Source organism: Pseudomonas sp. Leaf58, from assembly GCF_003627215.1.
Taxonomy (GTDB): Bacteria; Pseudomonadota; Gammaproteobacteria; order Pseudomonadales; family Pseudomonadaceae; genus Aquipseudomonas.
In genome coordinates, this window is sequence record NZ_CP032677.1 from 5,000,536 (window position 1) to 5,026,676 (window position 26,141).

Annotated in this window: 21 protein-coding genes; 6 read left to right on the forward strand and 15 right to left on the reverse strand. The window is 62.4% G+C overall.

Annotation, left to right across the window (positions count from 1 at the left end; translation table 11 throughout):
* Window positions 1-8: 8 nt before the first annotated feature.
* From hutG to hutC, 7 genes are all read right to left on the reverse strand, one after another.
* Complete coding sequence (hutG, locus tag DV532_RS23205; RefSeq protein WP_056794463.1) at window positions 9-818, reverse strand: N-formylglutamate deformylase; 810 nt, start codon at window positions 816-818, stop codon at window positions 9-11.
* A 10-nt stretch (window positions 819-828) separates the two neighbouring features.
* The gene (hutI, locus tag DV532_RS23210; RefSeq protein ID WP_056794462.1) at window positions 829-2,034 is read right to left on the reverse strand and encodes an imidazolonepropionase; all 1,206 of its coding nucleotides are present in this window, start codon (window positions 2,032-2,034) and stop codon (window positions 829-831) included.
* Window positions 2,035-2,049: 15 nt separating this feature from the next.
* On the reverse strand, window positions 2,050-3,453 hold the full coding sequence (locus DV532_RS23215; RefSeq protein WP_056794460.1) for an amino acid permease: 1,404 nt from the start codon (window positions 3,451-3,453) through the stop codon (window positions 2,050-2,052).
* Window positions 3,454-3,618: 165 nt separating this feature from the next.
* A complete protein-coding gene (gene hutH, locus DV532_RS23220) occupies window positions 3,619-5,151 on the reverse strand; it encodes a histidine ammonia-lyase (protein ID WP_056794458.1) in 1,533 nt (510 codons plus the stop codon).
* A gap of 107 nt (window positions 5,152-5,258) precedes the next feature.
* On the reverse strand, window positions 5,259-6,932 hold the full coding sequence (gene hutU / locus DV532_RS23225; protein ID WP_056794457.1) for a urocanate hydratase: 1,674 nt from the start codon (window positions 6,930-6,932) through the stop codon (window positions 5,259-5,261).
* Window positions 6,933-7,134: 202 nt separating this feature from the next.
* Window positions 7,135-7,707 (reverse strand): HutD family protein, encoded by a 573-nt coding sequence (locus tag DV532_RS23230; RefSeq protein WP_056794455.1) that lies wholly within the window; start codon window positions 7,705-7,707, stop codon window positions 7,135-7,137.
* On the reverse strand, window positions 7,704-8,414 hold the full coding sequence (gene hutC / locus DV532_RS23235) for a histidine utilization repressor (RefSeq protein WP_177339521.1): 711 nt from the start codon (window positions 8,412-8,414) through the stop codon (window positions 7,704-7,706). Before hutC ends, DV532_RS23230 begins: the two co-directional genes overlap by 4 nt.
* Before the next feature lie 145 nt (window positions 8,415-8,559).
* Between hutC and DV532_RS23240 the strand changes: the two genes are divergently transcribed.
* On the forward strand, window positions 8,560-9,924 hold the full coding sequence (locus DV532_RS23240) for a formimidoylglutamate deiminase (protein WP_056794452.1): 1,365 nt from the start codon (window positions 8,560-8,562) through the stop codon (window positions 9,922-9,924).
* 31 nt (window positions 9,925-9,955) lie between these two features.
* Here the strand turns inward: DV532_RS23240 and DV532_RS23245 are convergent, their stop codons facing one another.
* The 5 genes from DV532_RS23245 to DV532_RS23265 form a co-directional block, all read right to left on the reverse strand.
* On the reverse strand, window positions 9,956-10,528 hold the full coding sequence (locus tag DV532_RS23245; RefSeq protein ID WP_056794451.1) for a lipocalin family protein: 573 nt from the start codon (window positions 10,526-10,528) through the stop codon (window positions 9,956-9,958).
* Window positions 10,525-10,779 (reverse strand): outer membrane protein assembly factor BamE, encoded by a 255-nt coding sequence (gene bamE, locus DV532_RS23250; RefSeq protein WP_003249234.1) that lies wholly within the window; start codon window positions 10,777-10,779, stop codon window positions 10,525-10,527. The genes DV532_RS23245 and bamE overlap by 4 nt, the downstream gene beginning before the upstream one ends.
* Before the next feature lie 224 nt (window positions 10,780-11,003).
* Window positions 11,004-11,600, reverse strand: coding sequence for a DUF924 family protein (locus DV532_RS23255; protein ID WP_056794449.1), 597 nt, complete (start codon window positions 11,598-11,600; stop codon window positions 11,004-11,006).
* 3 nt (window positions 11,601-11,603) lie between these two features.
* Window positions 11,604-12,614 carry a class 1 fructose-bisphosphatase gene (locus tag DV532_RS23260; protein ID WP_056794447.1) on the reverse strand — a complete coding sequence of 337 codons (1,011 nt, stop codon included), beginning with the start codon at window positions 12,612-12,614 and terminating at the stop codon, window positions 11,604-11,606.
* Window positions 12,615-12,853: 239 nt separating this feature from the next.
* A complete protein-coding gene (locus tag DV532_RS23265) occupies window positions 12,854-15,304 on the reverse strand; it encodes a glycogen/starch/alpha-glucan phosphorylase (protein ID WP_056794445.1) in 2,451 nt (816 codons plus the stop codon).
* Window positions 15,305-15,489: 185 nt separating this feature from the next.
* Here DV532_RS23265 and DV532_RS23270 point away from each other — a divergent pair, with 185 nt between their 5' ends.
* Window positions 15,490-15,894, forward strand: coding sequence for a YkgJ family cysteine cluster protein (locus DV532_RS23270; RefSeq protein WP_003249225.1), 405 nt, complete (start codon window positions 15,490-15,492; stop codon window positions 15,892-15,894).
* A 100-nt stretch (window positions 15,895-15,994) separates the two neighbouring features.
* Here the strand turns inward: DV532_RS23270 and typA are convergent, their stop codons facing one another.
* On the reverse strand, window positions 15,995-17,818 hold the full coding sequence (gene typA / locus DV532_RS23275) for a translational GTPase TypA (protein ID WP_027592386.1): 1,824 nt from the start codon (window positions 17,816-17,818) through the stop codon (window positions 15,995-15,997).
* 128 nt (window positions 17,819-17,946) lie between these two features.
* On the reverse strand, window positions 17,947-19,401 hold the full coding sequence (thiI, locus tag DV532_RS23280; RefSeq protein ID WP_056794443.1) for a tRNA uracil 4-sulfurtransferase ThiI: 1,455 nt from the start codon (window positions 19,399-19,401) through the stop codon (window positions 17,947-17,949).
* Between the two features lie 1,227 nt (window positions 19,402-20,628).
* On the opposite strand from thiI, the gene glnA reads away from it, so the two are divergent.
* The 3 genes from glnA to ntrC all read left to right on the forward strand — a co-directional run bounded on the left by glnA (window position 20,629) and on the right by ntrC (window position 24,917).
* On the forward strand, window positions 20,629-22,035 hold the full coding sequence (gene glnA / locus DV532_RS23285; protein WP_056794442.1) for a type I glutamate--ammonia ligase: 1,407 nt from the start codon (window positions 20,629-20,631) through the stop codon (window positions 22,033-22,035).
* A 363-nt stretch (window positions 22,036-22,398) separates the two neighbouring features.
* On the forward strand, window positions 22,399-23,484 hold the full coding sequence (glnL, locus tag DV532_RS23290; RefSeq protein ID WP_056794440.1) for a nitrogen regulation protein NR(II): 1,086 nt from the start codon (window positions 22,399-22,401) through the stop codon (window positions 23,482-23,484).
* Entirely contained in the window at window positions 23,481-24,917 is a 1,437-nt protein-coding gene (gene ntrC / locus DV532_RS23295) for a nitrogen regulation protein NR(I) (RefSeq protein WP_056794439.1), read from the forward strand. Before glnL ends, ntrC begins: the two co-directional genes overlap by 4 nt.
* 302 nt (window positions 24,918-25,219) lie before the next feature.
* Here ntrC and DV532_RS23300 read toward each other — a convergent pair whose 3' ends face one another.
* Complete coding sequence (locus tag DV532_RS23300; protein WP_056794436.1) at window positions 25,220-25,657, reverse strand: hypothetical protein; 438 nt, start codon at window positions 25,655-25,657, stop codon at window positions 25,220-25,222.
* Between DV532_RS23300 and trmL the strand changes: the two genes are divergently transcribed.
* Window positions 25,656-26,117, forward strand: coding sequence for a tRNA (uridine(34)/cytosine(34)/5-carboxymethylaminomethyluridine(34)-2'-O)-methyltransferase TrmL (gene trmL, locus DV532_RS23305; RefSeq protein WP_056794435.1), 462 nt, complete (start codon window positions 25,656-25,658; stop codon window positions 26,115-26,117). The two genes, DV532_RS23300 and trmL, sit on opposite strands and share 2 nt — an antisense overlap.
* Window positions 26,118-26,141 lie beyond the last annotated feature (24 nt).

A 26,141-nucleotide genomic window follows, 5' to 3' on the forward strand; every position in this document is an offset into this window, starting at 1 on the left:
GGCTAACTTCACCGCCCGTAGCGCGCCGCGCCCCACTCCAGCAGCGTTTGCAGAAGCTGCTTCAATACCTGCTGGGTCGGCTGAGCCAAGTCTTCACGGTAGGCGAACGGCTCGCGCTCTTCCATGTAGGTACTCTGCGCCAGCTCCAGCTGCACGGCATGAACATGGTTGGCCGGGTCGCCGTAATGCCGGGTGATATGCCCGCCCTTGAAGCGACCGTTGAGTACATGGCTGTAGCCTTGCGCTTGCGCTTGCACACATGCACCTTGCAACCGCTCGGCCAGTTGCGGGTCGCAACTGGCACCGTTGAAGGTGCCCAGGTTGAAGTCCGGCAGCTTGCCTTCGAACAGATGCGGGATCAACGAGCGGATCGAATGGGCGTCCCACAACAGTGCGTAGCCAAACTGCTCACGTAGCCGGGCCAGCTCGCGGCGAAGGGTGTCGTGATAAGGGCGCCAGATCTGCGCCAGGTACGCCTGGCGCTCCTCGCTCGTGGGTTCCATACCGTCCTTGAACAACGGCTCGCCCTCGAACAGCGTGGCCGGGTACAGGCCGGTGGTGGCGCCGGCGTACAACGGTTTGTCATCATCCGGGCGGTTCAGGTCGATGACGAAACGCGAGTACTCCGCGGCTACCACGCTGGCCCCCATATCGCGGGCAAAGTCATACAGCTGCGGGATATGCCAGTCGGTGTCCGGCAAGCTGCGCGCCTGGTCGACCAGCCCGTCTCGCACCGCCGGCGACAGTTTCAGGCCGGCATGCGGCATGCTGATCAGCAGCGGCAGGCGGCCCTGGTGAAAACTCAGTACCTTGTCCATCGTGCCTCACTCAATTGGAAATCTCGTGGCCCTTGCGCACCACGCGCTTGGGCAAGTCGCCGCCCAGCCAATAGGCCAGGTCGGCGGGGCGTTCGATCTGCCAGGCGACAAAGTCGGCCACCTTGCCCACTTCCAGCGAACCGTGGCTGTCGCCCAGGCCCAACGCCGTGGCGGCGTGCACCGTGACGCCAGCCAATGCTTCTTCCGGGGTCATGCGGAAGCAGGTACAGCCCATGTTCAGCATCAGCCGCAGCGACAGCCCTGGCGAGGTGCCAGGGTTGAGGTCGCTGGCCAGGGCGATCTTCACCCCGTGGCGGCGCAATGCGTCCATCGGCGGCAGTTGGGTTTCGCGCAGGAAGTAGAAGGCGCCCGGCAGCAGCACGGCGACCGTGCCGGATGCAGCCATGGCGATGGCATCTTCCTCGGTCATGAACTCCAGGTGGTCGGCCGACAACGCCTGGTAGCGCGCCGCCAGGCTGGAGCCGTGCAGCGACGACAGCTGTTCGGCGTGCAGCTTGACCGGCAGGCCCAGCTGACGCGCCTTGATGAACAACCGCTCGACCTGGGTCGGGGAGAATGCCAGGTGTTCGCAGAACGCATCCACCGCATCCACCAGGCCTTCGGCGGCCAGGGCCGGCAGCATTTCATCGCAGATGTGTGCGATATAGTCATCGGCCCGGCCGACGTACTCCGGCGGCAAGGCATGCGCGGCCAGGCAAGTGGTCCGCACCGCCAGCGGCAGCTCGTCGGCCAGGCGTCGGGCCACACGCAACATCTTGCGCTCGTTGGCCAGGTCCAGGCCGTAGCCGGACTTGACCTCGAGGGTGGTCACGCCATCGCGCATCAACGCCTGAACGCGCTGGCGGGCACTGGCGAACAACTCATCCTCGCTGGCCGCGCGGGTGGCCCGCACGGTGCTGGCGATGCCACCGCCCTGCGCAGCGATTTCGGCATAGCTCACACCCTGCAGGCGCTGCTCGAACTCACCGCTGCGGTTGCCGCCGAACACCGCGTGGGTGTGGCAGTCGATCAGCCCTGGGGTGACCCAGGCGCCGCCCAGGTCCACCGTGCGCTCAGCCTCGAGCGGCGCCAGCTCGGCGCGTGGGCCGATCCACTCGATCAGCCCGGCCCGGGTGACGATGGCCGCGTCCTCGATGGCCGAGTAACGGCCTTCGGCCATGGTTGCCACATGGCAGTGCTGCCAGAGGGTTCTCATGCGTAATCTCCTTTACTAGCGATGCAGCTCGGCCGGCTCCGCTGCCAGCTGGCACTGCCCTGCACGCGGCTTGCACCACAGCAGGTAGGACGCCACCAGGAACACCACCCACACCACGCCGACGAGCAACGCCGCCTGGGTATCCGGGAAGTAACCGAGCACACCAAAGATGAACACCATGAACGCAATGGCCATGGCCGGGCCGTAAGGCCAGAACGGTACCGGGAACTGCAACTGGGCGACTTGCTCACGGCTCATGCTGCGGCGCATGGCCACCTGAGTGACCAGGATCATCAGCCACACCCACACGGTGGCGAAGGTAGCGATAGAAGCGATCAGCAGGAACACGTTCTCCGGGATCAGGTAGTTCAACACTACGCCGATCAGCAGCGCAGCGCCCATCACCACCACGGTCATCCATGGCACGCCGTGTTTCGACAGCTTGCTGAAACCGCGCGGGGCGTGGCCTTGATGGGCCAGGCCGTACATCATGCGGCCGGCGCCGAAGATGTCGCTGTTGATGGCCGAGATGGCGGCGGAAATCACCACGATGTTCAGCACGGCGGCGGCAGAGCCAATGCCCAGGTTGCTGAAGATCTGCACGAACGGGCTGCCCTGGCTACCGATTTGCGGCCATGGGTACAGGCACATCAGCACGAACAGGGTGAGCACGTAGAACAGCAGGATACGCAGCGGCACGGCGTTGATCGCCTTGGGGATGACGCGCTGTGGGTCCTTGGCCTCACCGGCGGTAACACCGATGATCTCGATGCCGCCGAAAGCGAACATCACCACGGCAAAGGAGGCGATCAGGCCACTGACGCCATTGGGCATGAAGCCACCGTGGTCGAACAGGTTGCTGACACCTACGGCATGCCCGGTGCCTACCTGGCTGAAGCCGAAGGCCATGATGCCGAGGCCGGCCAGGATCATCGCCACGATGGCGCCGACCTTGAGCAACGACAGCCAGAATTCCATTTCGCCAAATACCTTGACGTTGCACAGGTTGAGGCCACCGATCAGGAACACGATGCCCAGCACCCAGATCCAGCGGGCCACCTCTGGGAACCAGAAGCCCATGTAGATACCGAAGGCGGTGACGTCGGCGATGGCCACGATGACCATCTCGAAGGCGTAGGTCCAACCGAGGATGAAGCCGGCCATAGGGCCGAGGTAGGTAGTGGCGTAGTGGCCGAAGGAGCCGGCCACCGGGTTATGCACGGCCATCTCACCGAGGGCGCGCATGACCATGAACACGGCGGCACCGCCGATCAGGTAAGCCAGCAGCACGGCCGGGCCGGCCATTTGAATGGCTGAAGCGGAGCCGTAGAAAAGCCCGGTACCGATAGCGGAACCGAGGGCCATGAAACGGATGTGGCGGGCATTTAGCCCACGCTTTAGACCTTGAGTTTGTTGCATGTCACGTCCTTAAATTGTTTTTGTGGTCGTGAGATCAGGGGGCTGCCTTGCAGCCCATTCGCGGGCACGCCCGCTCCTACAGGTACAGCGCTAGCCTTGAAGGCTTCGGTACTCCTGCGGGAGCGGGCGGGCCCGCGAAGGGCCGCACAGCGGCCCCAAGGGGCATTACAGGCTTGGCAGCACACCGGCCGGCAGCAAACCGGTCAGGCTACCCTTGGCCAACAGTTCCATGGCCTTTTCGATGTCCGGCGCGAAGAAACGGTCACGGTCGTAGTGCGGCACTTCGCTGCGCAGCGCCTTGCGCGCTTGCTCCAGCTTGGCTGAGGTCTTCAGGCCCTTGCGCAGGTCCAAGCCCTGGCAAGCACCCAGCCATTCGATGGCCAGCACGCCACGGGTGTTCTCGGCCATTTCCCACAGGCGCTTGCCAGCAGCCGGGGCCATCGACACGTGGTCTTCCTGGTTGGCCGAGGTTGGCAGGCTGTCGACGCTGTGCGGGTGCGACAGGGCCTTGTTCTCGCTGGCCAGGGCCGCGGCGGTAACCTGAGCGATCATGAAGCCCGAGTTGACCCCGCCGTTTTCCACCAGGAATGGCGGCAGCTGAGACATGTGCTTGTCCATCATCAGCGAGATGCGGCGCTCGCTGAGCGAACCGATTTCGGCGATGGCCAGGGCGAGGTTGTCGGCGGCCATGGCCACCGGTTCGGCGTGGAAGTTACCGCCGGAGATCACGTCACCTTCGGCAGCGAACACCAGCGGGTTGTCCGATACAGCGTTGGCTTCGATGCCCAGCACCTCGGCGGCCTGGCGCAGTTGGGTCAGGCAGGCGCCCATGACCTGCGGCTGACAGCGCAGCGAGTACGGGTCTTGAACCTTGTCGCAGTTCTTGTGCGACAGCGACACTTCGCTGGAATCGCCCAGCAGGTCACGGAAGCAGGCAGCAGTGTCGATCTGGCCGCGCTGGCCACGCACTTCGTGGATGCGCGCATCGAACGGCGAACGCGAGCCCAGGGCGGCTTCGACGCTCAGGCCACCGCAGGCGATGGCGGCGGCGTACAGGTCTTCACCCTGGAACAGGCCACGCAGGGCATAGGCGGTGGACGCCTGAGTGCCGTTGAGCAGGGCCAGGCCTTCTTTGGCGGCCAGGGTCAACGGTTCGAGACCGGCGACGGCCAGGGCTTCGGTGGCCGACAGCCACTGGCCTTTGTAACGGGCCTTGCCTTCGCCCAGCAGCACCAGCGACATGTGCGCCAGGGGGGCGAGGTCACCGGAAGCGCCTACCGAGCCTTTCAGCGGGATGTGCGGGTAGACTTCGGCGTTGACCAGGGCGATCAGCGCGTCGATCACCTTGCGGCGGATGCCCGAGAAGCCGCGGCTGAGGCTGTTGATCTTCAGCACCATGATCAGCCGCACCAGGTCGTCATCCAGCGGCGCGCCGACACCAGCGGCGTGGGACAGCACCAGCGAGCGCTGCAGGTTTTCCAGGTCGTGGCTGGCGATGCGGGTCGAGGCCAGCAGGCCAAAGCCTGTGTTGATGCCGTAGGCAGTACGGTCTTCAGCTATGATCTGCTCGACGCAGGCAACGCTGGCGTCGATGGCCGGGGCGGCGCTGGCATCCAGTTTCAGGCGCACAGGCGCAGCATGGATGGCGCGCAGTTGAGCCAGGGTCAGGGTGCCTGGCTTAAGGGTCAATTCGGTCACTTCGCTACTCCAATCGCGTGGAGCCGCAGGCCCGTTCGTGGGTGCCTGCGCGCTCCTTCTTGTTATTCAGTATCACCCCTTGTGGGGTGCGATCCAAAGTGTGGCGATCAGCCGGTGATCATCGGCAGGTCCAGGCCCTGCTCCTTGGCGCAGTCGATGGCGATGTCGTAACCGGCATCGGCATGGCGCATTACGCCAGTCCCTGGGTCGTTGGTCAGCACACGGGCGATACGCTCGGCGGCTTCATCGGTACCGTCGCAGACGATGACCATGCCCGAGTGCTGGGAGAAGCCCATGCCCACACCGCCGCCGTGGTGCAGCGACACCCAGGTGGCGCCGCCTGCGGTGTTGAGCAGGGCATTGAGCAGCGGCCAGTCGGAAACAGCGTCAGAACCATCGCGCATGGCTTCGGTTTCGCGGTTAGGGCTGGATACCGAGCCCGAGTCCAGGTGGTCACGGCCGATAACCACCGGCGCCGACAGCTCACCGCTGCGGACCATTTCGTTGAACGCCAGGCCCAGCTTGGCGCGCAGGCCCAGGCCAACCCAGCAGATACGTGCCGGCAGGCCCTGGAAGCTGATGCGCTCGCGGGCCATGTCCAGCCAGCGGTGCAAGTGGGCGTCGTCGGGGATCAGTTCCTTGACCTTGGCGTCGGTTTTGTAGATGTCTTCGGCCTCACCGGACAGCGCCGCCCAGCGGAACGGACCGACGCCACGGCAGAACAGTGGGCGAATGTAGGCCGGGACGAAGCCTGGGAAGTCGAAGGCATTGGCTACGCCCTCTTCCTTGGCCATTTGGCGGATGTTGTTGCCGTAGTCGAAGGTTGGTACGCCCTGTTTCTGGAAGTCGAGCATGGCTTGAACGTGCACGGCCATCGACTGCTTGGCGGCCTTGACCACTGCAGCCGGCTCGGTCTGCGCGCGGTCGCGGTACTGCTCCCAGGTCCAGCCGGCCGGCAGGTAGCCGTTCAGTGGGTCGTGGGCGCTGGTCTGGTCGGTGACCATGTCCGGACGCACGCCACGTTTGACCAGCTCTGGCAAGATTTCCGCGGCGTTGCCGTGCAGGGCGATGGAGATTGCCTTGCCTTCGGCGGTGTACTTGGCGATGCGCGCCAGGGCGTCGTCGAGGTCAGTGGCCTGCTCGTCGACGTAACGGGTTTCCAGGCGGAAGTCGATGCGGCTCTGCTGGCATTCGATGTTCAGCGAGCAGGCGCCAGCCAGGGTGGCGGCCAGCGGCTGGGCGCCACCCATGCCGCCCAGGCCGGCAGTGAGTACCCACTTGCCCTTCAGGCTGCCGCCGTAGTGCTGACGACCGGCTTCGACGAAGGTTTCGTAGGTGCCTTGGACGATGCCCTGGCTACCAATGTAGATCCAGCTGCCGGCGGTCATCTGGCCGTACATGGCCAGGCCCTTGGCGTCCAGTTCGTTGAAGTGTTCCCAGTTGGCCCAGTGCGGTACCAGGTTGGAGTTGGCGATCAGCACACGCGGGGCGTTGCTGTGGGTCTTGAACACGCCGACCGGCTTGCCCGATTGCACCAGCAGGGTTTCATCGTCTTCCAGGCGGGTCAGGGTCTCGACGATCTTGTCGTAGCAGGCCCAGTTGCGTGCGGCGCGGCCGATACCACCGTACACCACCAGTTCTTTCGGGTTTTCCGCGACCTGTGGATCGAGGTTGTTCATCAGCATGCGCAGTGGCGCTTCAGTCAGCCAGCTTTTGGCGGTCAGCTTGTTGCCACGTGGGGCACGGATTTCAACGTCACGGTATTTGTTGTTGTCGGTCACGGGAAAGGTCCTCTGCGGTCGTCCGCGGGCGGGTATGTCGTGGTCAATATACAAACACACCTTTACTTGTATGTACAAGCATGGACAACCAAAATATTTAGACCTTTCCGCTGAATGGCTTGAGTTTTGTGGTTATGCATAGATCGAGCGCCGCGCGGGCGGCGCTCGATCTCACAGGCGACAGAAACTTCCAGGCGAACCCTCAGCGCGGCGCCAGTTCGATCAGGCAGTACCTTCCCTGCACATCCAGCTCCAGCAACGCGTCGTTGCCTTCCAGCCGCAGGCAATCATACAACCCCAAACGCTGCGTCTCGCGCCCAGCAATACCCACCTCGACCTGATTACTGGCCGCGAACAACAACACCGTCGAAGCCGAGCTGTACACCCGGCTGGTGCCATCCAACCACTGCAGCCGCGCCCGATAACGCTGCGGCGCATAGATCAAGTTGAAATCGCGAATCGCCCCACCCAGTAGCTTGCAGCTAACCTGGCTCTCGCCGCTGAAGGCAAACGCATCGAACGGCAGCAATGGCCGGCTGGCCTGGCCGTCGACCAGCAGGCGCATGCCGTCGCCCTGCAACACGGTGATAATCCGCTGATAGCCGGCGAAGGTGGAAAAGCCGCCGGACTCCTCGATATCGGCAATCGACAGGCGCCAACCAAAGCCGTCCAGGCCCTCGCCACTGTCGCGGGTAATTTCTTCGGTGAAACCGCCACCGTTCTTCCACGGCATGCGCGGGTAATCCTGCGCACGCAACAACTGCAACTGGCTCATTTACTGAAACGTCCTTCCAGGCGATGACGGGAACCGGGGTGGATCAGCCGCGCAGCGGTCACCGGCTGGCGGCCGGACCAAGTACGCCGGCGGATCAGCAGGCAAGGCTCGCCCCGCTCGATCTGCAACAGGCGGCATTCTTCCGGTTCAGCCAGGATCGCCTCGACCACGTGCTCGCCCTCGGTCAGTGGCGCCACCTGGGACAGGTAGGCATAAGGCGTCTGCCGGGTGAAATCCTGCTTGAGGTATTCGGGGGCAATCGCCGCGTTGACGTAGCGGTCCTCGATTTGCACCGGCACGCCGTTCTCGAAATGCACGATCAGCGAGTGGAACACCCGCTGGCCTTCGCGCATGTCCAGGGCCAGGGCCCGCTCGGAGCCGGCCGCTTCCTCGGTGAGAACAATCACCTGGCAGCTATGCTGGTGGCCACGCGCGGCGATCTCGTCGGCGATGTTGTTGACTTCGAACAACGCTGAACGGCCCTTGGGCTCAGCCACGAAGGTACCTACGCCCTGCATGCGCACCAGCAGGCCTTCGGCGGTAAGTTCGCGCAGGGCGCGGTTGATGGTCATGCGGCTGAAGCCCAGCTGGCTGACCAACTCGCTCTCCGAGGGCACCCGGTGATGCGGCGGCCAACTGCCGTTGTCGATCTGCTGGATGATCATTTGTTTAACCCGGGCGTACAGCGGCGCCGGGCCCTCGCCCATCTGGGCAACCAGCGCGGAGACAGGAGGTGTCGGCACGGCGTTGGATCCTTGTGCAAATGGAATGAGCGGTAGCTTGCCGCAGTTTACCCGGCAGGCAAACGCCTGTATATGTATATACAAGTTAACAATAACAGGATTTTCACCGATGTCCGCCTACTTCGCCGAACGCGCCCTGCTGCCCACAGGCTGGGCTAGCCATGTCCGCATCGAGGTCGCCAGCAACGGCCACGTGGCCCGCATTGAGCCAGGTGCTTCGGCCGAAGGCGCCGAGCGGCTGGCTGGCCCACTGCTGCCCGGCATGCCCAACCTGCACTCGCATGCCTTTCAGCGTGCCATGGCGGGGCTGGCGGAAGTCGCCGGCAACCCCAACGACAGTTTCTGGACCTGGCGTGACCTGATGTACCGCCTGGTCGGGCAGATCAGCCCGGAGCAGCTGCAGGTCATTGCCCGCCAGCTGTACATCGAGATGCTCAAGGCCGGCTACACCTCGGTGGCCGAATTCCACTATGTGCACCACGACCAGGCGGGCAAGGCCTACGCCGACCCGGCCGAACTGTCCCACCGCATCAGTGCGGCCGCAGCCGACAGCGGCATTGGCCTGACCTTGCTGCCGGTGCTGTACAGCCATGCCGGGTTTGGCGGCCAGGCCCCGAATGAGGGGCAGCGGCGCTTCATCAATTCCACTGAGCAATACCTGCAGCTGCAAGCGCAACTGGCCCCACTGCTGGCCGCGCAACCTGCGCAGCAACTGGGGGTGTGCTTCCACTCGTTGCGGGCGGTGACGCCAGGGCAGATCGCCGAGGTACTGGCAGCCAGCAACAAGCAATGCCCGGTGCATATCCACATCGCCGAGCAGCAGAAGGAAGTGGATGATTGCTTGGCCTGGAGCGGCATGCGCCCGTTGCAGTGGCTGTACGAGCATGTGGACGTAGACCCGCGCTGGTGCTTGGTGCATGCCACCCACGCCGAACCGGATGAAGTTACCGCCATGGCCCGCAGCGGCGCGGTAGCCGGCCTGTGCCTGACCACCGAGGCCAACCTGGGCGATGGGATTTTCCCGGCGGTGGACTTCCTGGCGCAGGGCGGGCGTATGGGCATTGGCTCGGACAGCCACGTGTCGCTGAGCGTGGTAGAAGAGCTGCGCTGGCTGGAATACGGCCAGCGGCTGCGCGATCAGCGGCGTAACCGCCTGTATCGCGGCGACCAGCCGATGGTTGGGCGCACGCTGTATGACGCCGCGCTGGCGGGCGGCGCGCAGGCATTGGGGCAGGCGGTCGGGGAGCTGGCCGTGGGCAAGCGCGCCGACTGGCTGGTGCTCGATGGGCAGGACCCTTATATCGCCGTGGCCGAAGGCGATGCCATTCTTAACCGCTGGCTGTTTGCCGGCGGTGATCGCCAGGTGCGGGATGTGATGGTCAACGGACAGTGGGTGGTGCGCCAGGGGCGGCATGCGCAGCAGGAGGAAAGCGGACGGGCGTTTGCCGAGGTGTTGCACCAGCTTTTGGGATAAGTGTGCCGGGGCCGCACAGCGGCCCCAAAGCTCAATGCATCTTGACGATCTGCTGGTCCGACGCACGCCAGATCAAGCGACTGGTGTCATAGCCCTGCTGGCGCGCCCTGGACATCAGGTTCTCGCGCTCCCAGGCCGGTAGCGTCGGCGTGCGCGACAGGATCCACAAGTGCTTACGGTCCGGGCTGCCGACCACTGCCGTGCGGTAGCGATCGTCCACATACAGTATCCAGTACTCGCCTTTGGCCACGCCTGGCACCAGCTTGGTGAACCAGTTGTCGAACTCGACCCACAACTTGTCAGTGTGCCCCGGCTCCTGAATGTTCGCGTGCCCCTCGGCGCGCAGCCATTCGTCACCCATGGTGCGGCAGCGGTTTAGCACACCGAGGCTACCATCCACCCTAAGGTTGTAGTGCGCCTCGGACTGCTCGCAGCCCGCTTGGTAGCGCATGGGCAAGCGCGCCAGCTCGTACCATTTGCCCTGGTAGCGCTTGAGGTCGACGTTGCCGGCAGTTTTCGGCGCCAGCGGGTCGTGTACGGAACCGGCACAACCGCCCAGCAGTAAGGCCAGGCATACCCCCATCAGTAGGTACAGGTGCCTCATTTGAGACCCTGCCCTGAATACATCAGTACCTTGTCAGCCGCGTACTGCACGCTAATGAAGCTCTTCTCGTCCCCCCAAGTGCAGCTGCTCATGCCCAGCGCGCCAGAGCACTCGGTCGGCGTGCCGAGCAACTGCTCGACCTCGGCCTTGTTCATACCGGCCTTGATCTTGGAATAGTTTTCCTGGTTGATCTTGCTGCAGGCAGTCAGGACGACGCACAGCGACAACAGGGCGAGGGAACGCAAAGACATGAAGGACACTCCTGGAGAGATGAGACAGGCGAGTGGCCTGCAGTGACCTTCGACGGAAAAAACCCTCCCAGGTTCCCTGCCCTCCCCCCTTTCCCCCTACGCCATTGGTCGGATGGCCACTACTGTGCGATTAATCACAAAGCATTAGCCGACCCAAACAAAAGGCCGCCCCCTGAAGGAGCGGCCTTGCGTCGCGACGGCCTGCACAGCAGGCCCCGAGGGCACTAGAACCTCGAGCCAGGCTCTAGCAAAAAGTCCATCTCCTCGCTGGTACTTGGCCGCTCCAGCACCAGGTTGCGGTGCGGGAAGCGCCCGAACCGGGCAATCACCCGCTGGTGCTGTTCGGCATAGTCGAGGAAGCCTTCGAACAGCCGGCGATTGGCTTCTGGCTGTTCGTCCAGCAGCACCCGGTAGCGCTCGACGCACAGGTTCTGCCAGTCCAGCACCTCGGCATGCTCAAGCACCAGCAGCACGAATACCCGCTGGATCGGCAGCAGCTGGTAATCCCAGCCCTTCTGCAGGCCCTGCATGGCCACCACCTGGGCACGCCGGTCGCCTTCGAAGGCCCGCGGTGTGTCGCGGTAGAGCATGCGCGGCAACTGGTCCAGCAAAATCAGCAGGCCCAGCCAGCCTTGCGGGCTTTGCTGCCACTCGTCGAGCCCACCCGCCAGGGCATGCTCGACCAAGTCGCCAAACAGCGCCTGAGCCTCGGCATCGTGATGCTTGCCGAACCACAGCGTGCTCTTCTCGTCAGCCACGGCCTGGGGACTGGTGCCCCAACCGAACCACCACTCCAGCAACGGCTGCCAAGGTGCGAGCATGATTTACTCCTTGTGATAGGCGGTTGCGCGCTCGACCTCTTCCTTCGAGCCGAGGAAGACCGCCACGCGCTGGTGCAGGCCCTCTGGCTGGATGTCGAGGATGCGATTGTAACCGTCGGTAGAGGCGCCGCCGGCCTGTTCGATGATGAACGACATCGGGTTGGCTTCGTACATCAGGCGCAGCTTGCCCGGCTTGCTCGGCTCGCGGGCGTCACGTGGGTACATGAACAGGCCGCCACGGGTCAGGATGCGGTGCACGTCGGCCACCATCGAGGCGATCCAGCGCATGTTGTAGTTCTTTTTCAGCGGGCCGGTCTCGCCTGCCAGCAGTTCGCCCACGTAGCGCTGTACTGGGGCTTCCCAGTGGCGCTGGTTGGACATGTTGATGGCGAACTCGGCAGTGCTTTCCGGTACGCGAATGTTTTCGTGAGTGAGGACGAAGCTGCCCAGCTCGCGATCCAGGGTGAAGCCCTTGACGCCGTTGCCCAGGGTCAGGATCAGCATGGTCTGCGGGCCGTAGATGGCGTAACCGGCGGCGACCTGCTGGGTGCCCGGCTGCAGGAAGGCGTTTTCGTTCAGGGTTTCGTTCTGGCTCAGGTACTCGTTAGGGCAACGCAATACCGAGAAGATGGTGCCGACTGACACGTTGACATCAATGTTGGACGAACCGTCCAGTGGATCGAACACCAGCAGGTAGGCGCCTTTCGGGTACTTGCCCGGGATCTGGTAGGCATTGTCCATTTCTTCGGAGGCCATGCCAGCCAGGTGGCCGCCCCACTCGTTGGCTTCCAGCAGGATATCGTTGGAAATAACGTCCAGTTTCTTCTGGACTTCGCCCTGCACGTTTTCCGTGCCCATGCTGCCCAGCACACCGCCGAGGGCGCCTTTGGACACGTGATGGCTGATTTCCTTGCACGCACGCGCCACCACTTCGATCAGGAAGCGCAGATCGGCAGGGGTATTGTTGCTGCGGGTCTGCTCGATCAGATAGCGACTCAGGGTAACGCGGGACATGTATGGCTCCGAAAGGATTGTGGGGATTAAAAACCCCCGCAGTTTACAGGGAGAGTTGCGGGCTAGCGAGTGATGAGACTCGCCACGGCTCTCAGACGGCACAATAGGTCGGTAGTTCAGCCTGCGCCAGGCCGGTGGTCCGGTTGTGGTCCATCCGCGTGCACGCCCGCTCCCACAAGGTCCGAACCTGGGATCCTTGTGGCCGCGGGCGGGCCCGCGAAGAGGCCGCCAGGCTTACATCAGTCCAACGCCTTCCAGATCTCGTTGGCATACTCACGTATGGTCCTGTCCGACGAGAACCAGCCCATCCGTGCCGTGTTCAGCACCGCCATGCGCCACCAATCCTGCGGTGCATGCCACAGCTCTTCGACCCGTCGCTGGGCATCCCAGTAGGCATCGAAGTCAGCACACACCAGGAAGCGGTCATGGGCTACCAGCCCGTCGATCAATGCACTGTAACGCGACGGATCGTCCGACGAGAACACACCGCTGCGAATGGCCTGCAACACATCATTCAGGCGGTTGGACGCCGCAATCGCCGCACTGGCGCCAAAGTCCCCGGCACGTCGCCGCGCCTCTACCTGCTGCGCGGTAAGGCCGAAGATGAACATGTTGTCGGCCCCCACCTGCTCACACATCTCCACATTGGCGCCATCCAGGGTGCCAATGGTCAGCGCGCCGTTCAGGCCGAACTTCATGTTGCTGGTACCCGAGGCTTCGTAGCCGGCGGTGGAAATCTGCTCGGAAAGGTCCGCCGCCGGGATGATGCTTTCCGCCAGGCTGACGTTGTAGTTGGGCAGGAACACCACCTTCAGCAGGCCGCGCACGGTCGGGTCGTTGTTCACCACCCGGGCAATGTCGTTGGCTAGCTTGATGATCAGTTTGGCCTGGTGGTAACTGGCCGCAGCCTTGCCGGCGAAAATCTTCACCCGCGGCACCCAGTTGGTGCCGGGGTCGTTGCGTATGGCCTGGTACAGCGCCACGGTGTGCAGCAGGTTGAGCAACTGGCGCTTGTACTCGTGGATACGCTTGACCTGTACGTCGAATAACGCCTCAGGGTTCACCGTGACGCCAATACGGTCCTGGATGATGCTGGCCAGAGCACGTTTGCTGTGCAGGCGCTGGGCCGCGAACTGCTTGCGGAAGCCGGCCTTGTCGGCGAACGGCACCAAGCCGGCCAGGCGCCCCTCGGGGTCGTCCTTGAGCTCTGGCCCCAGCGCCTCGACCAGCATCTCGGTCAGTTGCGGATTGGCCTGGTACAACCAGCGGCGGAAGGTAATGCCGTTGGTCTTGTTGTTGATACGTTGCGGGTACAGCTTGTGCAGCTCGGCGAACACCGTGCTTTTCATCAACTTGCTGTGCAGCGCCGACACACCATTGACGCTGTGCGAGCCGAGGAACGCCAGGTTGCCCATGCGCACCCGGCGGCCATTGTCTTCCTCGATCAACGACACCGCCCGCAGCACATCGAAGTCGTGCAGGCCTTTCGCCCGCAGCGCGTCGATGTGGTAGGCGTTGATCAGGTAGATGATCTGCATGTGCCGCGGCAGCATGCGCTCCATTAGCGCTACCGGCCAGGTTTCCAGGGCTTCGGGCAGCAAGGTGTGGTTGGTGTAGGCCAGTGTGCCGACCGTCAGCTCCCAGGCGGTATCCCAAGGGATTTCATGCTGGTCGACCAACAGGCGCATCAACTCGGCCACAGCGATCGAGGGGTGGGTGTCGTTGAGCTGGATAGCCGCTGCGTCCGGCAGATTGAGCAGGTTGTCATGCATGTTCAGGTGGCGGCGTAGCAGGTCCTGCAGCGAAGCCGAGACGAAAAAGTATTCCTGACGCAAGCGCAGTTCCTGGCCAGCCTCGGTGCTGTCGGCCGGGTACAGTACCCGGGAAATGCTCTCGGCCCGTGCTACCTCGGCTACCGCGCCCAGGTGGTCACCGGCATTGAAGCGCTCCAGGTGCAGCTCTTCCAGCGCCCGCGCACGCCACAGGCGCAGGGTATTGACGCTGGCGCCGCGCCAGCCGACCACGGGTGTGTCGTAAGCCACCGCCCGTACCGTCTCGCCCGGCCACCACACCTGGCGCGGCTGGCCGTGGGTGTCGTGCACCGTTTCGACGCTGCCACCAAAGCTGATCGGGTAGATAACCTCGGCGCGCTCAAACTCCCAGGGGTTGCCAAAGTCCAGCCAGTTCTCGGTCTGCTCCTGCTGCCAGCCATCGACCACGGCCTGGCGAAACAGCCCGTGCTCGTAGCGGATGCCATAACCGTGGGCAGCAATGCCCAGGGTCGACATGCTCTCCATGAAGCACGCCGCCAGGCGGCCCAGGCCACCGTTGCCCAACGCCGCATCCGGCTCGAGCAAGCGAATGCGTTCCAGGTCCACATCCAGCCCTTCCAGCGCGTCGCGGGCGATGTCAAGCAGGCCCAGGTTGCTCAGGCTGTCGTACAGCAGGCGCCCGATGAGAAATTCGAGGGAAAGGTAATAGACCCGCTTCTGGCTACGGCGGTAAGCCTGCCGGGTGTGGTCCATCCAGTGGTCGACCATGTGATCGCGCGCAGCCAGAGCAATGGCCTCGAACCAGTCATGGTCGAAGGCATGCTCTGGGTCCTTGCCGACCGCGTAGGTCAGCTTGTTCAGTACAGCGGCGCGAAAATCCGCGACTTCGACGTCACGTGCTGTGGGTTCCTGGGACATGCGGCATCCTCGGGCAAGTTGACGAAAGCGGAGGGAGATTGTTCAGCCTAGACGCTTCGACCGGGAGCGAAAGCTTGGGTTCGTGGTTTTCATGTACGTTTACGCAATCGGTCAAAAGGTTGTTCATAAATTGAACAATTCCGGTATCATCGCGCGCCCCAAGACCGTGATCCACCCCCATAACGATGAAAACGACCCTGATCGCCGCCGCCGAAGTCGACCGCCTGGAGACCTGGCAGCGTTATACCAGCAACATGTGCCATGGCTGCCATTCGACCTGCTGCACCCTGCCGGTGGAGGTGAAGATCAAGGATCTGATCCGTATCGGCGTAGTGGACGAGTTCGAGAAAGACGAACCGCCGAAGAACGTCGCCAAACGCCTGCAGAAGGAAGGCATCATCGAACGCTTCAACCAGAAGTCGGGGATCTTCACCCTGACCCGGATGAGCAACGATGACTGCATGTACCTGGATCGCAAGAGCCGCCTGTGCACCATTTATGACAAGCGCCCGGATACCTGCCGCAACCACCCCAAGGTCGGGCCGCGGCCGGGGTATTGTGCCTATAAGCCCAAGGTGGTTGGGCGCTGATCGTTAGCCTGCCCGCGAAGAGGCCAACGCAATTCCTGCAGGCAAACAAAAACGCCCCCGGCCTTTCGACCGGGGGCGTTTTCATTCAGCCAGAACTAACTCAGCTGTTCTTGGCTTTCTTGGCAGCGCGGGTACGCTCGCTTTCGTCCAGGATCTTCTTGCGAAGACGGATGGACTTCGGCGTTACTTCGCACAGCTCGTCTTCCTGGATGTATTCCAGAGCCTGTTCCAGGGTGAAGCGAACAGGTGGAACCAGGGCGATAACTTCGTCTTTACCCGAAGCACGCATGTTGTCGAGCTTCTTGCCCTTGGTAGGGTTGACGCCCAGGTCGTTGTCGCGGCTGTTCTGGCCGATGATCTGACCGTTGTAGATCTCCTGGCCGTGTTCAACGAACAGCTTGCCGCGAGCCTGCAGGGTTTCCAGCGAGTAGGTCAGCGCCTTGCCGGTTTCGACCGAAACCAGTACGCCGTTCTGACGGCCGGACATGTGGCCGGACTTCACGGTGTCGTAGCGATCGAAGATCGAAGTCAGGATGCCTGCACCGTTGGTCAGGGTCAGGAACTGGTTACGGAAACCGATCAGACCACGAGCCGGGATGTTGTATTCCAGGCGTACACGGCCCTTGCCATCCGGGACCATGTTGGTCAGGTCGCCTTTACGCAGGCCCATCTCTTCCATGACTTTGCCCTGGGCTTCTTCAGGGATGTCGATGGTGACGTTTTCGAACGGTTCCTGCTTCACGCCGTCCACTTCACGGATGATCACTTCCGGACGGCCCAGGGCCAGTTCGAAGCCTTCGCGACGCATGGTTTCGATCAGTACCGAGAGGTGCAGCTCGCCACGGCCCGAGACCTTGAACTTGTCTGGGGAGTCGGTTTCTTCAACGCGCAGGGCAACGTTGTACAGCAGCTCTTTGTCCAGACGGTCCTTGATGTTACGGCTGGTGACGAACTTGCCTTCCTTGCCGCAGAACGGCGAGTCGTTGACCTGGAAGGTCATCGAAACGGTAGGCTCGTCAACAGTCAGCGGCTTCATCGCTTCAACGGCAGTCGGGTCGCACAGGGTGTCGGAGATGAACAGCTCGTCGAAACCGCTGATGCAGACGATGTCGCCAGCCTGGGCTTCTTCGACGTCGACGCGGTGCAGGCCGTGGTGGCCCATCAGCTTGAGGATACGGCCGTTACGCTTCTTGCCGTCAGCGTCGATGGCGACAACCGGGGTGTTCGGCTTGATGCGACCACGGGCAATACGGCCAACACCGATAACACCCAGGAAGCTGTTGTAGTCCAGTGCGGAGATCTGCATCTGGAACGGGCCGTCACGGTCAACAGCTGGCGCTGGAACGTGGTCGATGACCGCCTGGTACAGGGCAGTCATGTCTTCGCCCATTTCGGTGTGGTCCAGGCCGGCAATGCCGTTCAGGGCCGAGGCGTAGACCACTTTGAAGTCCAGCTGCTCGTCGGTAGCGCCGAGGTTGTCGAACAGGTCGAAGATCTGGTCCAGAACCCAGTCAGGACGCGCGCCCGGGCGGTCAACCTTGTTGATCACGACGATTGGCTTCAGGCCGGCTTCGAAGGCCTTCTTGGTCACGAAGCGGGTTTGCGGCATCGGGCCGTCTTGAGCGTCGACCAGCAGCAGCACGGAGTCGACCATCGACATTACACGCTCAACTTCGCCACCGAAGTCGGCGTGGCCGGGGGTGTCGACGATGTTGATGTGGTAGCCGTTCCAGTTAATGGCGGTGTTTTTCGCCAGAATGGTAATACCGCGCTCTTTTTCCTGGTCGTTGGAGTCCATGACGCGCTCGTCGTTGAGCTCGTTACGCTCCAGAGTGCCGGACTGACGCAGGAGTTTGTCGACCAGGGTGGTTTTACCATGGTCAACGTGGGCGATGATGGCGATGTTACGCAGATTTTCGATCACAAGTGTATCTCGATCAGAGGATTCGGTTGCCGCCCAGTGTAGGCGGCCAATATGTACTGTTTAAGGCTCAGCGGGCCCGGCGGTCGGGAGGGCGATGGCGGATACTGCCGCCATACAGCCCCGGCGTCTTATGTCGGACGATAAACACGCACATTGGCATGTCCCTCACTGAGCAGATGGTGTGCGTGCAAACGGCTCATCACACCTTTGTCGCAATACAGCAAGTACTGGCGCGTAGGGTCCAGGTGCTTGAACTTGCTGTTGATGGCGTAGAACGGCATGGCCTGGACTTCGATACCTTCCAGTGCCAAGGGTTCGTCTTCCTGGGCATCGGGGTGACGAATGTCGATGACGATCTGGCCTGGCAGCGCCTCGGCCACTTCCTCGACTTCGATGTCCTTGCCCAGCTCGTCGATCACATGGTCGATGGAGATGAACTTGGCACGCTCCAGGGCGCGCTCCAGCACCGCCATGTCGAACTGCTTCTCTTCATGCTCCATGCGGTGACGCTTGGCGTGGGTGGTCGGGTTTACCGAGATCACGCCGCAGTATTCAGGCATGTGCTTGGCGAAGTCGGCGGTGCCGATTTCGGTGGCCTGGTCGATGATGTCCTGCTTGTGGCTGGCCAGCAGCGGGCGCAACACCAGCTTGTCGGTGGCCGAGTCGATGATCGACAGGTTCGGCAGGGTCTGGCTGGACACCTGGGAAATCGCCTCGCCGGTCACCAGCGCTTCGATCTGCAGCCGGTCGGCCATGTGCGCGGCGCCGCGCAGCATCATGCGCTTGAGGGTCACGCCCATGTAACTGTTGTCGACCTTGTTGAGGATCTCGCCGACCACTTCCTCGAACGGCACGCTGATGAACAGCACGCGCTGGCTGCTACCGTACTTTTTCCACAGGTAGTGGGCGACTTCCATCACGCCCAGCTCGTGGGCACGGCCGCCGAGGTTGAAGAAGCAGAAGTGGGTCATCAGGCCGCGGCGCATCATCTGGTAGGCCGCCACGGTGGAGTCGAAGCCACCGGACATCAGCACCAGGGTCTGCTCCAGGGCACCCAGCGGATAGCCGCCGATGCCGTTGTGCTGGCTGTGGATCACATACAGGCGCTGGTTACGAATTTCGATACGCACCAACACTTCCGGGTTTTTCAGCTCGATGCCGGCGGCGCCGCATTGCTGGCGCAGCTGGCTGCCGACGTAGCGGTCGACGTCCATCGAGGTGAAATCGTGGTGGCCACCACGTTTGCAACGCACCGCGAAGTGCTTGCCGGCCAGCAGGTGACCGAAGTGCTGCTTGCACTTGGCGACGATGTCGTCGAAGTCACCCAGCGGGTATTCCTCTACCTGCAGGAAGTGGGTAATACCTGGGGTGCAGGTGAGGCGTTCGATGATTTCGCGCTGGATCTTTTCGTCCTCGATGCGGGTGACCACTTCGAGATTGTCCCAGACACCGTCGACCGCGAGCTCAGGGTCGAGATCCTTGAGCACGTTGCGGATGTTCTTGCCGAGCTGGCGGATGAAGCGCTTGCGCACCGGCCGGCTCTTGATGGTGATTTCTGGGAAGACTTTGACGATAAGTTTCATTGGTTAACAGCGCGCGCAGGGCCTGCCGAAAATGAGGGGCGCGAATTATATCGGAAATTGCTCAGGATTTGACCAACTTTTGATCAGAAGCTTTCAGATAAATGTACGAGGCGGGATTTGCGGCGCCTGTGAGACCGAGCGCCGCCCGCGCGGCGCTTCGCGGGGCAAGCCCGCTCCCACATTTGTTTCGGGCCAATTATTCCTGTTTCCATTGGCGCGCGGCCCCTTGGTGTTCGACGCGATATCGAATGGGGCAAACAAGGGTACGCGCGCCAATGGTGGCAGGAGAGACTGGCCCCGAAACAATGTACCAGGCGGGATTTGCGGCGCCTGTAAGACCGAGCGCCGCCCGCGCGGCGCTTCGCGGGGCAAGCCCGCTCCCACATTTGTTTCGGGCCAATTATTCCTGTTTCCATTGGCGCGCGGCCCCTTGGTGTTCGACGCGATATCGAATGGGGCAAACAAGGGTACGCGCGCCAATGGTGGCAGGAGAGACTGGCCCCGAAACAATGTACCAGGCGGGATTTGCGGCGCCTGTAAGACCGAGCGCCGCCCGCGCGGCGCTTCGCGGGGCAAGCCCGCTCCCACATTTGTTTCGGGCCAATTATTCCTGTTTCCATTGGCGCGCGGCCCCTTGGTGTTCGACGCGATATCGAATGGGGCAAACAAGGGTGCGCGCGCCAATGTGGCGGGAGAGACTGGCCCTGAAACAATGTACGAGGCGGGATTTGCGGCTCCTGTGAGACCGAGCGCCGCCCGCGCGGCGCTTCGCAGGGCAAGCCCGCTCCCACATTTGTTTCGGGCCAATTATTCCTGTTTCCATTGGCGCGCAGCCCCTTGGTGTTCGACGCGATATCGAATGGGGCAAACAAGGGTACGCGCGCCAATGTGGCAGGAGAGACTGGCCCGAAACAAATGTGGGAGCGGGCTTGCCCCGCGAAGCGCCGCGCGGGCGGCGCTCGGTCTCACAGGCGCCGCACAACTCAAGACATGCACCACATTGGTGCGAACAATCGAAAACTCGCCTCGTAAGAGTGCACTTTTCCAGCCCAACCCACCGCCAAATGCCCGCAAACGCCCCCTTTTATCCCGCACTCGCCATTTTCGGGCACTGGCATGCAATTTGCTCCCTTGTGAGGCAGGTAAGCTTGGCCGACTATCCGCGCCCGGCAACACCCTTTTTCCAGGGCAGCGGCCCACCGCGCTCTAGACCATCCGGAGGACAACATGTCGAAGTCGGTTCAACTCATCAAAGATCATGACGTCAAGTGGATTGATCTGCGTTTCACGGACACCAAAGGCATTCAGCACCACGTGACCATGCCGTCGCGTGATGCGCTGGAAGACGACTTCTTCGAAGTCGGCAAGATGTTCGACGGCTCCTCCATCGCTGGCTGGAAAGGTATCGAAGCTTCCGACATGATCCTGATGCCGGTCGACGACACTGCCGTACTGGACCCGTTCACTGAAGAACCTACCCTGATCATCACCTGCGACATCGTCGACCCGTCGAGCATGCAGGGCTACGATCGCGACCCACGTGCGATCGCCAAGCGCGCCGAAGAGTACCTGAAGAGCACCGGCATCGGTGACACCGTGTTCGCCGGTCCAGAGCCTGAGTTCTTCATCTTCGACGAAGTGAAGTTCCACTCGGATATCTCCGGTTCGATGTTCAAGATCTTCTCCGAGCAAGGCTCGTGGATGACCGGCGCTGACGTGGAAGGCGGCAACAAAGGCCACCGTCCGGGCGTGAAAGGCGGCTACTTCCCGGTTCCGCCGTTCGACCACGACCACGAAATCCGTACTGCCATGTGCAACGCACTGGAAGAAATGGGCCAGACCGTTGAAGTTCACCACCACGAAGTGGCAACTGCCGGCCAGAACGAAATCGGCGTCAAGTTCAACACCCTGGTGAAGAAGGCTGACGAAGTACAGGCCCTGAAATACGTCGTGCACAACGTTGCCGACGCTTATGGCCGTACCGCCACCTTCATGCCGAAGCCACTGTACGGCGACAACGGCTCGGGCATGCACGTGCACATGTCGATCTGGAAAGACGGCAAGAACACCTTCTCCGGTGAAGGCTATGCCGGCCTGTCCGACACCGCCCTGTACTTCATCGGCGGCATCATCAAGCACGGTAAGGCCCTGAACGGCTTCACCAACCCGTCGACCAACTCCTACAAGCGTCTGGTCCCAGGCTTCGAAGCCCCGGTAATGCTGGCATATTCGGCTCGCAACCGTTCCGCCTCGATCCGTATTCCTTACGTCGGCAGCCCGAAAGCCCGCCGTATCGAAGCACGCTTCCCGGACCCATCGGCCAACCCGTACCTGGCCTTCGCAGCCCTGCTGATGGCCGGTCTGGATGGTATCCAGAACAAGATCCACCCAGGCGACGCTGCCGACAAGAACCTGTACGACCTGCCGCCGGAAGAGGCCAAGGACATCCCGCAGGTTTGCGGTAGCCTGAAAGAAGCTCTGGAAGAGCTGGATAAAGGCCGTGCGTTCCTGACCAAGGGCGGCGTGTTCTCCGACGACTTCATCGATGCCTTCATCGAACTGAAGAGCGAAGAAGAGATCAAGGTCCGCACCTTCGTGCACCCGCTGGAATACGAGCTGTACTACAGCTGCTGATCTGATCGGCGCCTCGCGCCGATGACATGATCAAGACGGCCTCCTTCGGGAGGCCGTTTTCGTTTCTGCGCCAAATAGCGCCACAGAAACCATCCTTGCCACGCTATGCTCTATCTTGGTGCACAACTGAACGCCGTGCTCCTATTTGCTCCCCAATCTGGTTCACATGAAACGTTTCACCCAGACCTTTTGATCCGAATCAGCGCAGATTCAGGCCTTTCTCGGCAAATCTCGCTTCTTTTCGGAGCTTTGGTTTGTTTCTTGCATTTTCTTGTAGAGAAACGCGCATCAGCGGATCTATCCCGCGCCCGGCCCTGGCCAAAGCAGTGCCAGGCAAGCGCCAAAAGAGGTCAACGACGCCTTATGACCATCAGCGATGCACAGCACCGTCTGCTCCTGGACAACCTGACCACTGCCACGTTACTGCTCAACGCCGAGCTGCGCCTGGAGTACATGAACCCGGCTGCGGAAATGCTGCTGGCGGTCAGTGGCCAGCGCAGCCATGGGCAATTCATCAGCGAACTGTTCACCGAGTCGACCGAGGCCCTCAGCTCGCTGCGCCAGGCGGTGGAGCAGGCGCACCCGTTCACCAAGCGCGAAGCGCAGCTGACCTCGCTGACCGGGCAAACCATCACTGTCGACTACGCCGTCACACCGATCCTGCACCAGGGCAAGACCTTGCTGCTGCTGGAGGTGCACCCGCGTGACCGACTACTGCGCATCACCAAAGAAGAAGCCCAGCTGAGCAAGCAGGAAACCACCAAGATGCTGGTGCGCGGCCTGGCCCACGAAATCAAGAACCCGCTCGGCGGCATCCGCGGCGCAGCCCAACTGCTGGCGCGTGAACTGCCCGAGGAAGGCCTGCGCGACTACACCAACGTCATCATCGAAGAGGCCGACCGCCTGCGTAATCTGGTCGACCGCATGCTCGGCTCGAACAAGCTGCCGTCGCTGGCCATGACCAATATCCACGAAGTGCTGGAACGAGTTTGCAGCCTGGTGGATGCCGAAAGCCAAGGCTGCATCACTTTGGTGCGCGATTACGACCCAAGCCTGCCGGACGTGCTGATCGACCGTGAGCAGATGATCCAGGCCGTGCTCAACATCGTGCGCAACGCCATGCAGGCGATCAGCTCGCAGAACGAACTGCGCCTGGGCCGCATCACGCTGCGCAGCCGTGCCCTGCGCCAGTTCACCATCGGCCATGTACGCCACCGCCTGGTGGCACGGGTCGAAATCATCGACAACGGCCCAGGCATCCCGGCTGAACTGCAGGACACCCTCTTCTATCCCATGGTCAGCGGCCGCCCGGACGGTACCGGGCTGGGCTTGGCCATTACCCAGAACATCATCAGCCAGCACCAGGGCCTGATCGAGTGTGAAAGCCATGCAGGCCACACAGCCTTCTCGATCTACCTGCCCCTGGAACAAGGAGCCACCGCCTCATGAGCCGAAGTGAAACCGTATGGATCGTCGACGATGATCGCTCCATCCGCTGGGTCCTGGAAAAAGCCCTGCAACAGGAAGGCATGACCACCCAGAGCTTCGACAGCGCCGACGGCGTGATGGGCCGCCTGGCACGCCAGCAACCAGACGTGATCATTTCCGACATCCGTATGCCCGGCACCAGTGGCCTCGACCTGCTGGCGCAGATCCGTGAGCAGCACCCACGCCTGCCGGTCATCATCATGACGGCCCATTCCGACCTGGACAGCGCCGTGGCGTCGTACCAGGGCGGTGCCTTCGAATACCTGCCCAAGCCATTCGACGTGGACGAGGCGGTCTCGCTGGTCAAGCGCGCCAACCAGCATGCCCAGGAGCAACAAGGGCTGGACGTGCCGCAGAACCTGGCGCGCACCCCGGAAATCATCGGTGAAGCACCGGCGATGCAGGAGGTGTTCCGCGCCATCGGCCGCCTCAGCCACTCCAACATCACCGTGCTGATCAACGGCGAATCGGGTACCGGCAAGGAGCTGGTGGCGCATGCCCTGCACCGCCACAGCCCGCGTGCGGCTGCACCGTTCATTGCCCTGAACATGGCCGCCATCCCCAAGGACCTGATGGAGTCCGAGCTGTTCGGCCATGAGAAAGGCGCCTTCACCGGTGCCGCCAACCTGCGCCGGGGCCGTTTCGAGCAGGCCGATGGCGGCACCTTGTTCCTCGACGAAATCGGCGACATGCCCGCCGACACCCAAACCCGCTTGCTGCGGGTGCTGGCTGATGGCGAGTTTTATCGCGTTGGCGGCCATGTGCCGGTCAAGGTCGATGTGCGCATCATTGCCGCCACTCACCAGAACCTGGAGTCGCTGGTGCAAGCCGGCAAGTTCCGTGAGGACTTGTTTCACCGCCTGAACGTGATCCGCATCCACATCCCGCGGTTGGCCGACCGCCGCGAGGACATCCCCGCCCTGGCCCGCCACTTCCTCGCCCGCGCCGCCCAAGAGCTGGCGGTGGAGCCGAAGATCCTCAAGCCGGAAACCGAAGAGTTCATTCGCAACCTGCCTTGGCCAGGCAACGTACGACAGATGGAGAACACCTGCCGCTGGATCACCGTCATGGCCTCCAGCCGTGAGGTGCTGATCGGCGACCTGCCGCCCGAACTGCTGAACCTGCCCCAGGACGCTGCGCCGGTCACCAACTGGGAGCAGGCACTGCGCCAGTGGGCCGACCAGGCGTTGGCGCGCGGGCAGTCGAACCTGCTGGACAGCGCAGTACCGAGCTTTGAACGGATCATGATCGAGACGGCGCTCAAGCACACCGCCGGGCGGCGTCGGGATGCGGCGCTGCTGCTGGGCTGGGGGCGCAATACCCTGACGCGCAAGATCAAGGAGCTGGGGATGAATGTGGCGGGTGGGGATGATGAGGAAGGTGACGAGCACTGAGTTCCGGGTTAAGCCGTAAGATCGCTGGGGCCGCGTTGCGGCCCCAGCCATTTCAGCCTTCCGATGCACCGTTCCTGTGCCCGACGCACCTCAGCAAGGCACAAATCCCCTCAAAACCCGGCCAAATCCCCCTCAAAGCTCAGCATTCACGGGCTTTGCAAAACTGGCACGCCCCCTGCAATAGCTAATACATCTCCAGTTTCGGGGGCCCTGGTACAGGCAGGCCGGGTGAACCCCTCTTTTATTCGTAGTGACACAAGTTTTGGGGACCCTGGTACAGGCAGGCCGGGATATCCCCTCTTTTATTCGTGCAGTTTCACCTGCACTCGCCAGCGCCCAGCGTCCTCTGCACCGGCCCACTCGCCACGCAGGGCGCGCGCAGCCACCACCGTCAGCAACAAGCCTTTATCGCTTTGCTGCACCCGCCAGCTGACCGGCTTGCCCTGCAAGCTCAACTGCCCGTGCTGAGCCTTGCCCTGAGCTTGGAACAGCAGCGCAACGGTACCCTGCACATTCTCGCCATGCAGTTGCGGCTCTGCGTTGAACCACAGCTCCAGGCCATCCTGCACCACCTCTACCTGTTGCAACTGACGCTCGTCGGGCGTGGTCAGGCGGCCAATCATCAACCCCACCATCAAGCCAACAATCGCCAGGGACAGCATCACCCGCGGGAACGCCTTCGAACGCACGTCCGGTTCAGGGGTAGAATGCCCATCATCTTCACGCTTGGAGCCGTGCATGTTTCACGTCATCCTTTTTCAACCAGAAATTCCGCCAAATACCGGCAACATCATTCGCCTATGCGCCAACAGCGGCTGCAACCTGCACCTGATCGAGCCCATCAGCTTCGAACTGGATGACAAGCGCCTGCGCCGTGCGGGGCTGGACTACCACGAGTATGCCACGCTCAAACGCCACGAGAGCCTGGCCGGATGCCTGGAAAGCCTTGGCAACCCGCGGCTGTTCGCCTTCACCACCAAGGGCTCGCACCCGTTCCATGAAGTGGCCTACCAACCGGGCGATGCCTTCCTGTTCGGGCCCGAGAGCCGTGGCTTGCCGGCCGAGGTGCTGGACAGCCTGCCGGCCGAACAACGCCTGCGCCTGCCGATGCGGCCAGGGTGCCGCAGCCTGAACCTGTCCAATACCGTGGCGGTGACCGTGTATGAAGCTTGGCGGCAGAATGGGTTTGCCGGGAGCTGATTGAGTGCCTGCACTGGCCCTATC

Bases quoted from the DNA above. Each gene is read 5' to 3' on its own strand.
- hutG (WP_056794463.1), bottom strand. From the start codon at position 818: ATGGACAAGGTACTGAGTTTTCACCAGGGCCGCCTGCCGCTGCTGATC.
- hutI (WP_056794462.1), bottom strand. From the start codon at position 2,034: ATGAGAACCCTCTGGCAGCACTGCCATGTGGCAACCATGGCCGAAGGC.
- DV532_RS23215 (WP_056794460.1), bottom strand. From the start codon at position 3,453: ATGCAACAAACTCAAGGTCTAAAGCGTGGGCTAAATGCCCGCCACATC.
- DV532_RS23230 (WP_056794455.1), bottom strand. From the start codon at position 7,707: ATGAGCCAGTTGCAGTTGTTGCGTGCGCAGGATTACCCGCGCATGCCG.
- hutC (WP_177339521.1), bottom strand. From the start codon at position 8,414: ATGGGCGAGGGCCCGGCGCCGCTGTACGCCCGGGTTAAACAAATGATC.
- DV532_RS23240 (WP_056794452.1), top strand. From the start codon at position 8,560: ATGTCCGCCTACTTCGCCGAACGCGCCCTGCTGCCCACAGGCTGGGCT.
- DV532_RS23245 (WP_056794451.1), bottom strand. From the start codon at position 10,528: ATGAGGCACCTGTACCTACTGATGGGGGTATGCCTGGCCTTACTGCTG.
- bamE (WP_003249234.1), bottom strand. From the start codon at position 10,779: ATGTCTTTGCGTTCCCTCGCCCTGTTGTCGCTGTGCGTCGTCCTGACT.
- DV532_RS23255 (WP_056794449.1), bottom strand. From the start codon at position 11,600: ATGCTCGCACCTTGGCAGCCGTTGCTGGAGTGGTGGTTCGGTTGGGGC.
- DV532_RS23260 (WP_056794447.1), bottom strand. From the start codon at position 12,614: ATGTCCCGCGTTACCCTGAGTCGCTATCTGATCGAGCAGACCCGCAGC.
- DV532_RS23265 (WP_056794445.1), bottom strand. From the start codon at position 15,304: ATGTCCCAGGAACCCACAGCACGTGACGTCGAAGTCGCGGATTTTCGC.
- DV532_RS23270 (WP_003249225.1), top strand. From the start codon at position 15,490: ATGAAAACGACCCTGATCGCCGCCGCCGAAGTCGACCGCCTGGAGACC.
- thiI (WP_056794443.1), bottom strand. From the start codon at position 19,401: ATGAAACTTATCGTCAAAGTCTTCCCAGAAATCACCATCAAGAGCCGG.
- glnA (WP_056794442.1), top strand. From the start codon at position 20,629: ATGTCGAAGTCGGTTCAACTCATCAAAGATCATGACGTCAAGTGGATT.
- glnL (WP_056794440.1), top strand. From the start codon at position 22,399: ATGACCATCAGCGATGCACAGCACCGTCTGCTCCTGGACAACCTGACC.
- ntrC (WP_056794439.1), top strand. From the start codon at position 23,481: ATGAGCCGAAGTGAAACCGTATGGATCGTCGACGATGATCGCTCCATC.
- trmL (WP_056794435.1), top strand. From the start codon at position 25,656: ATGTTTCACGTCATCCTTTTTCAACCAGAAATTCCGCCAAATACCGGC.
- DV532_RS23300 (WP_056794436.1), bottom strand. From the start codon at position 25,657: ATGCACGGCTCCAAGCGTGAAGATGATGGGCATTCTACCCCTGAACCG.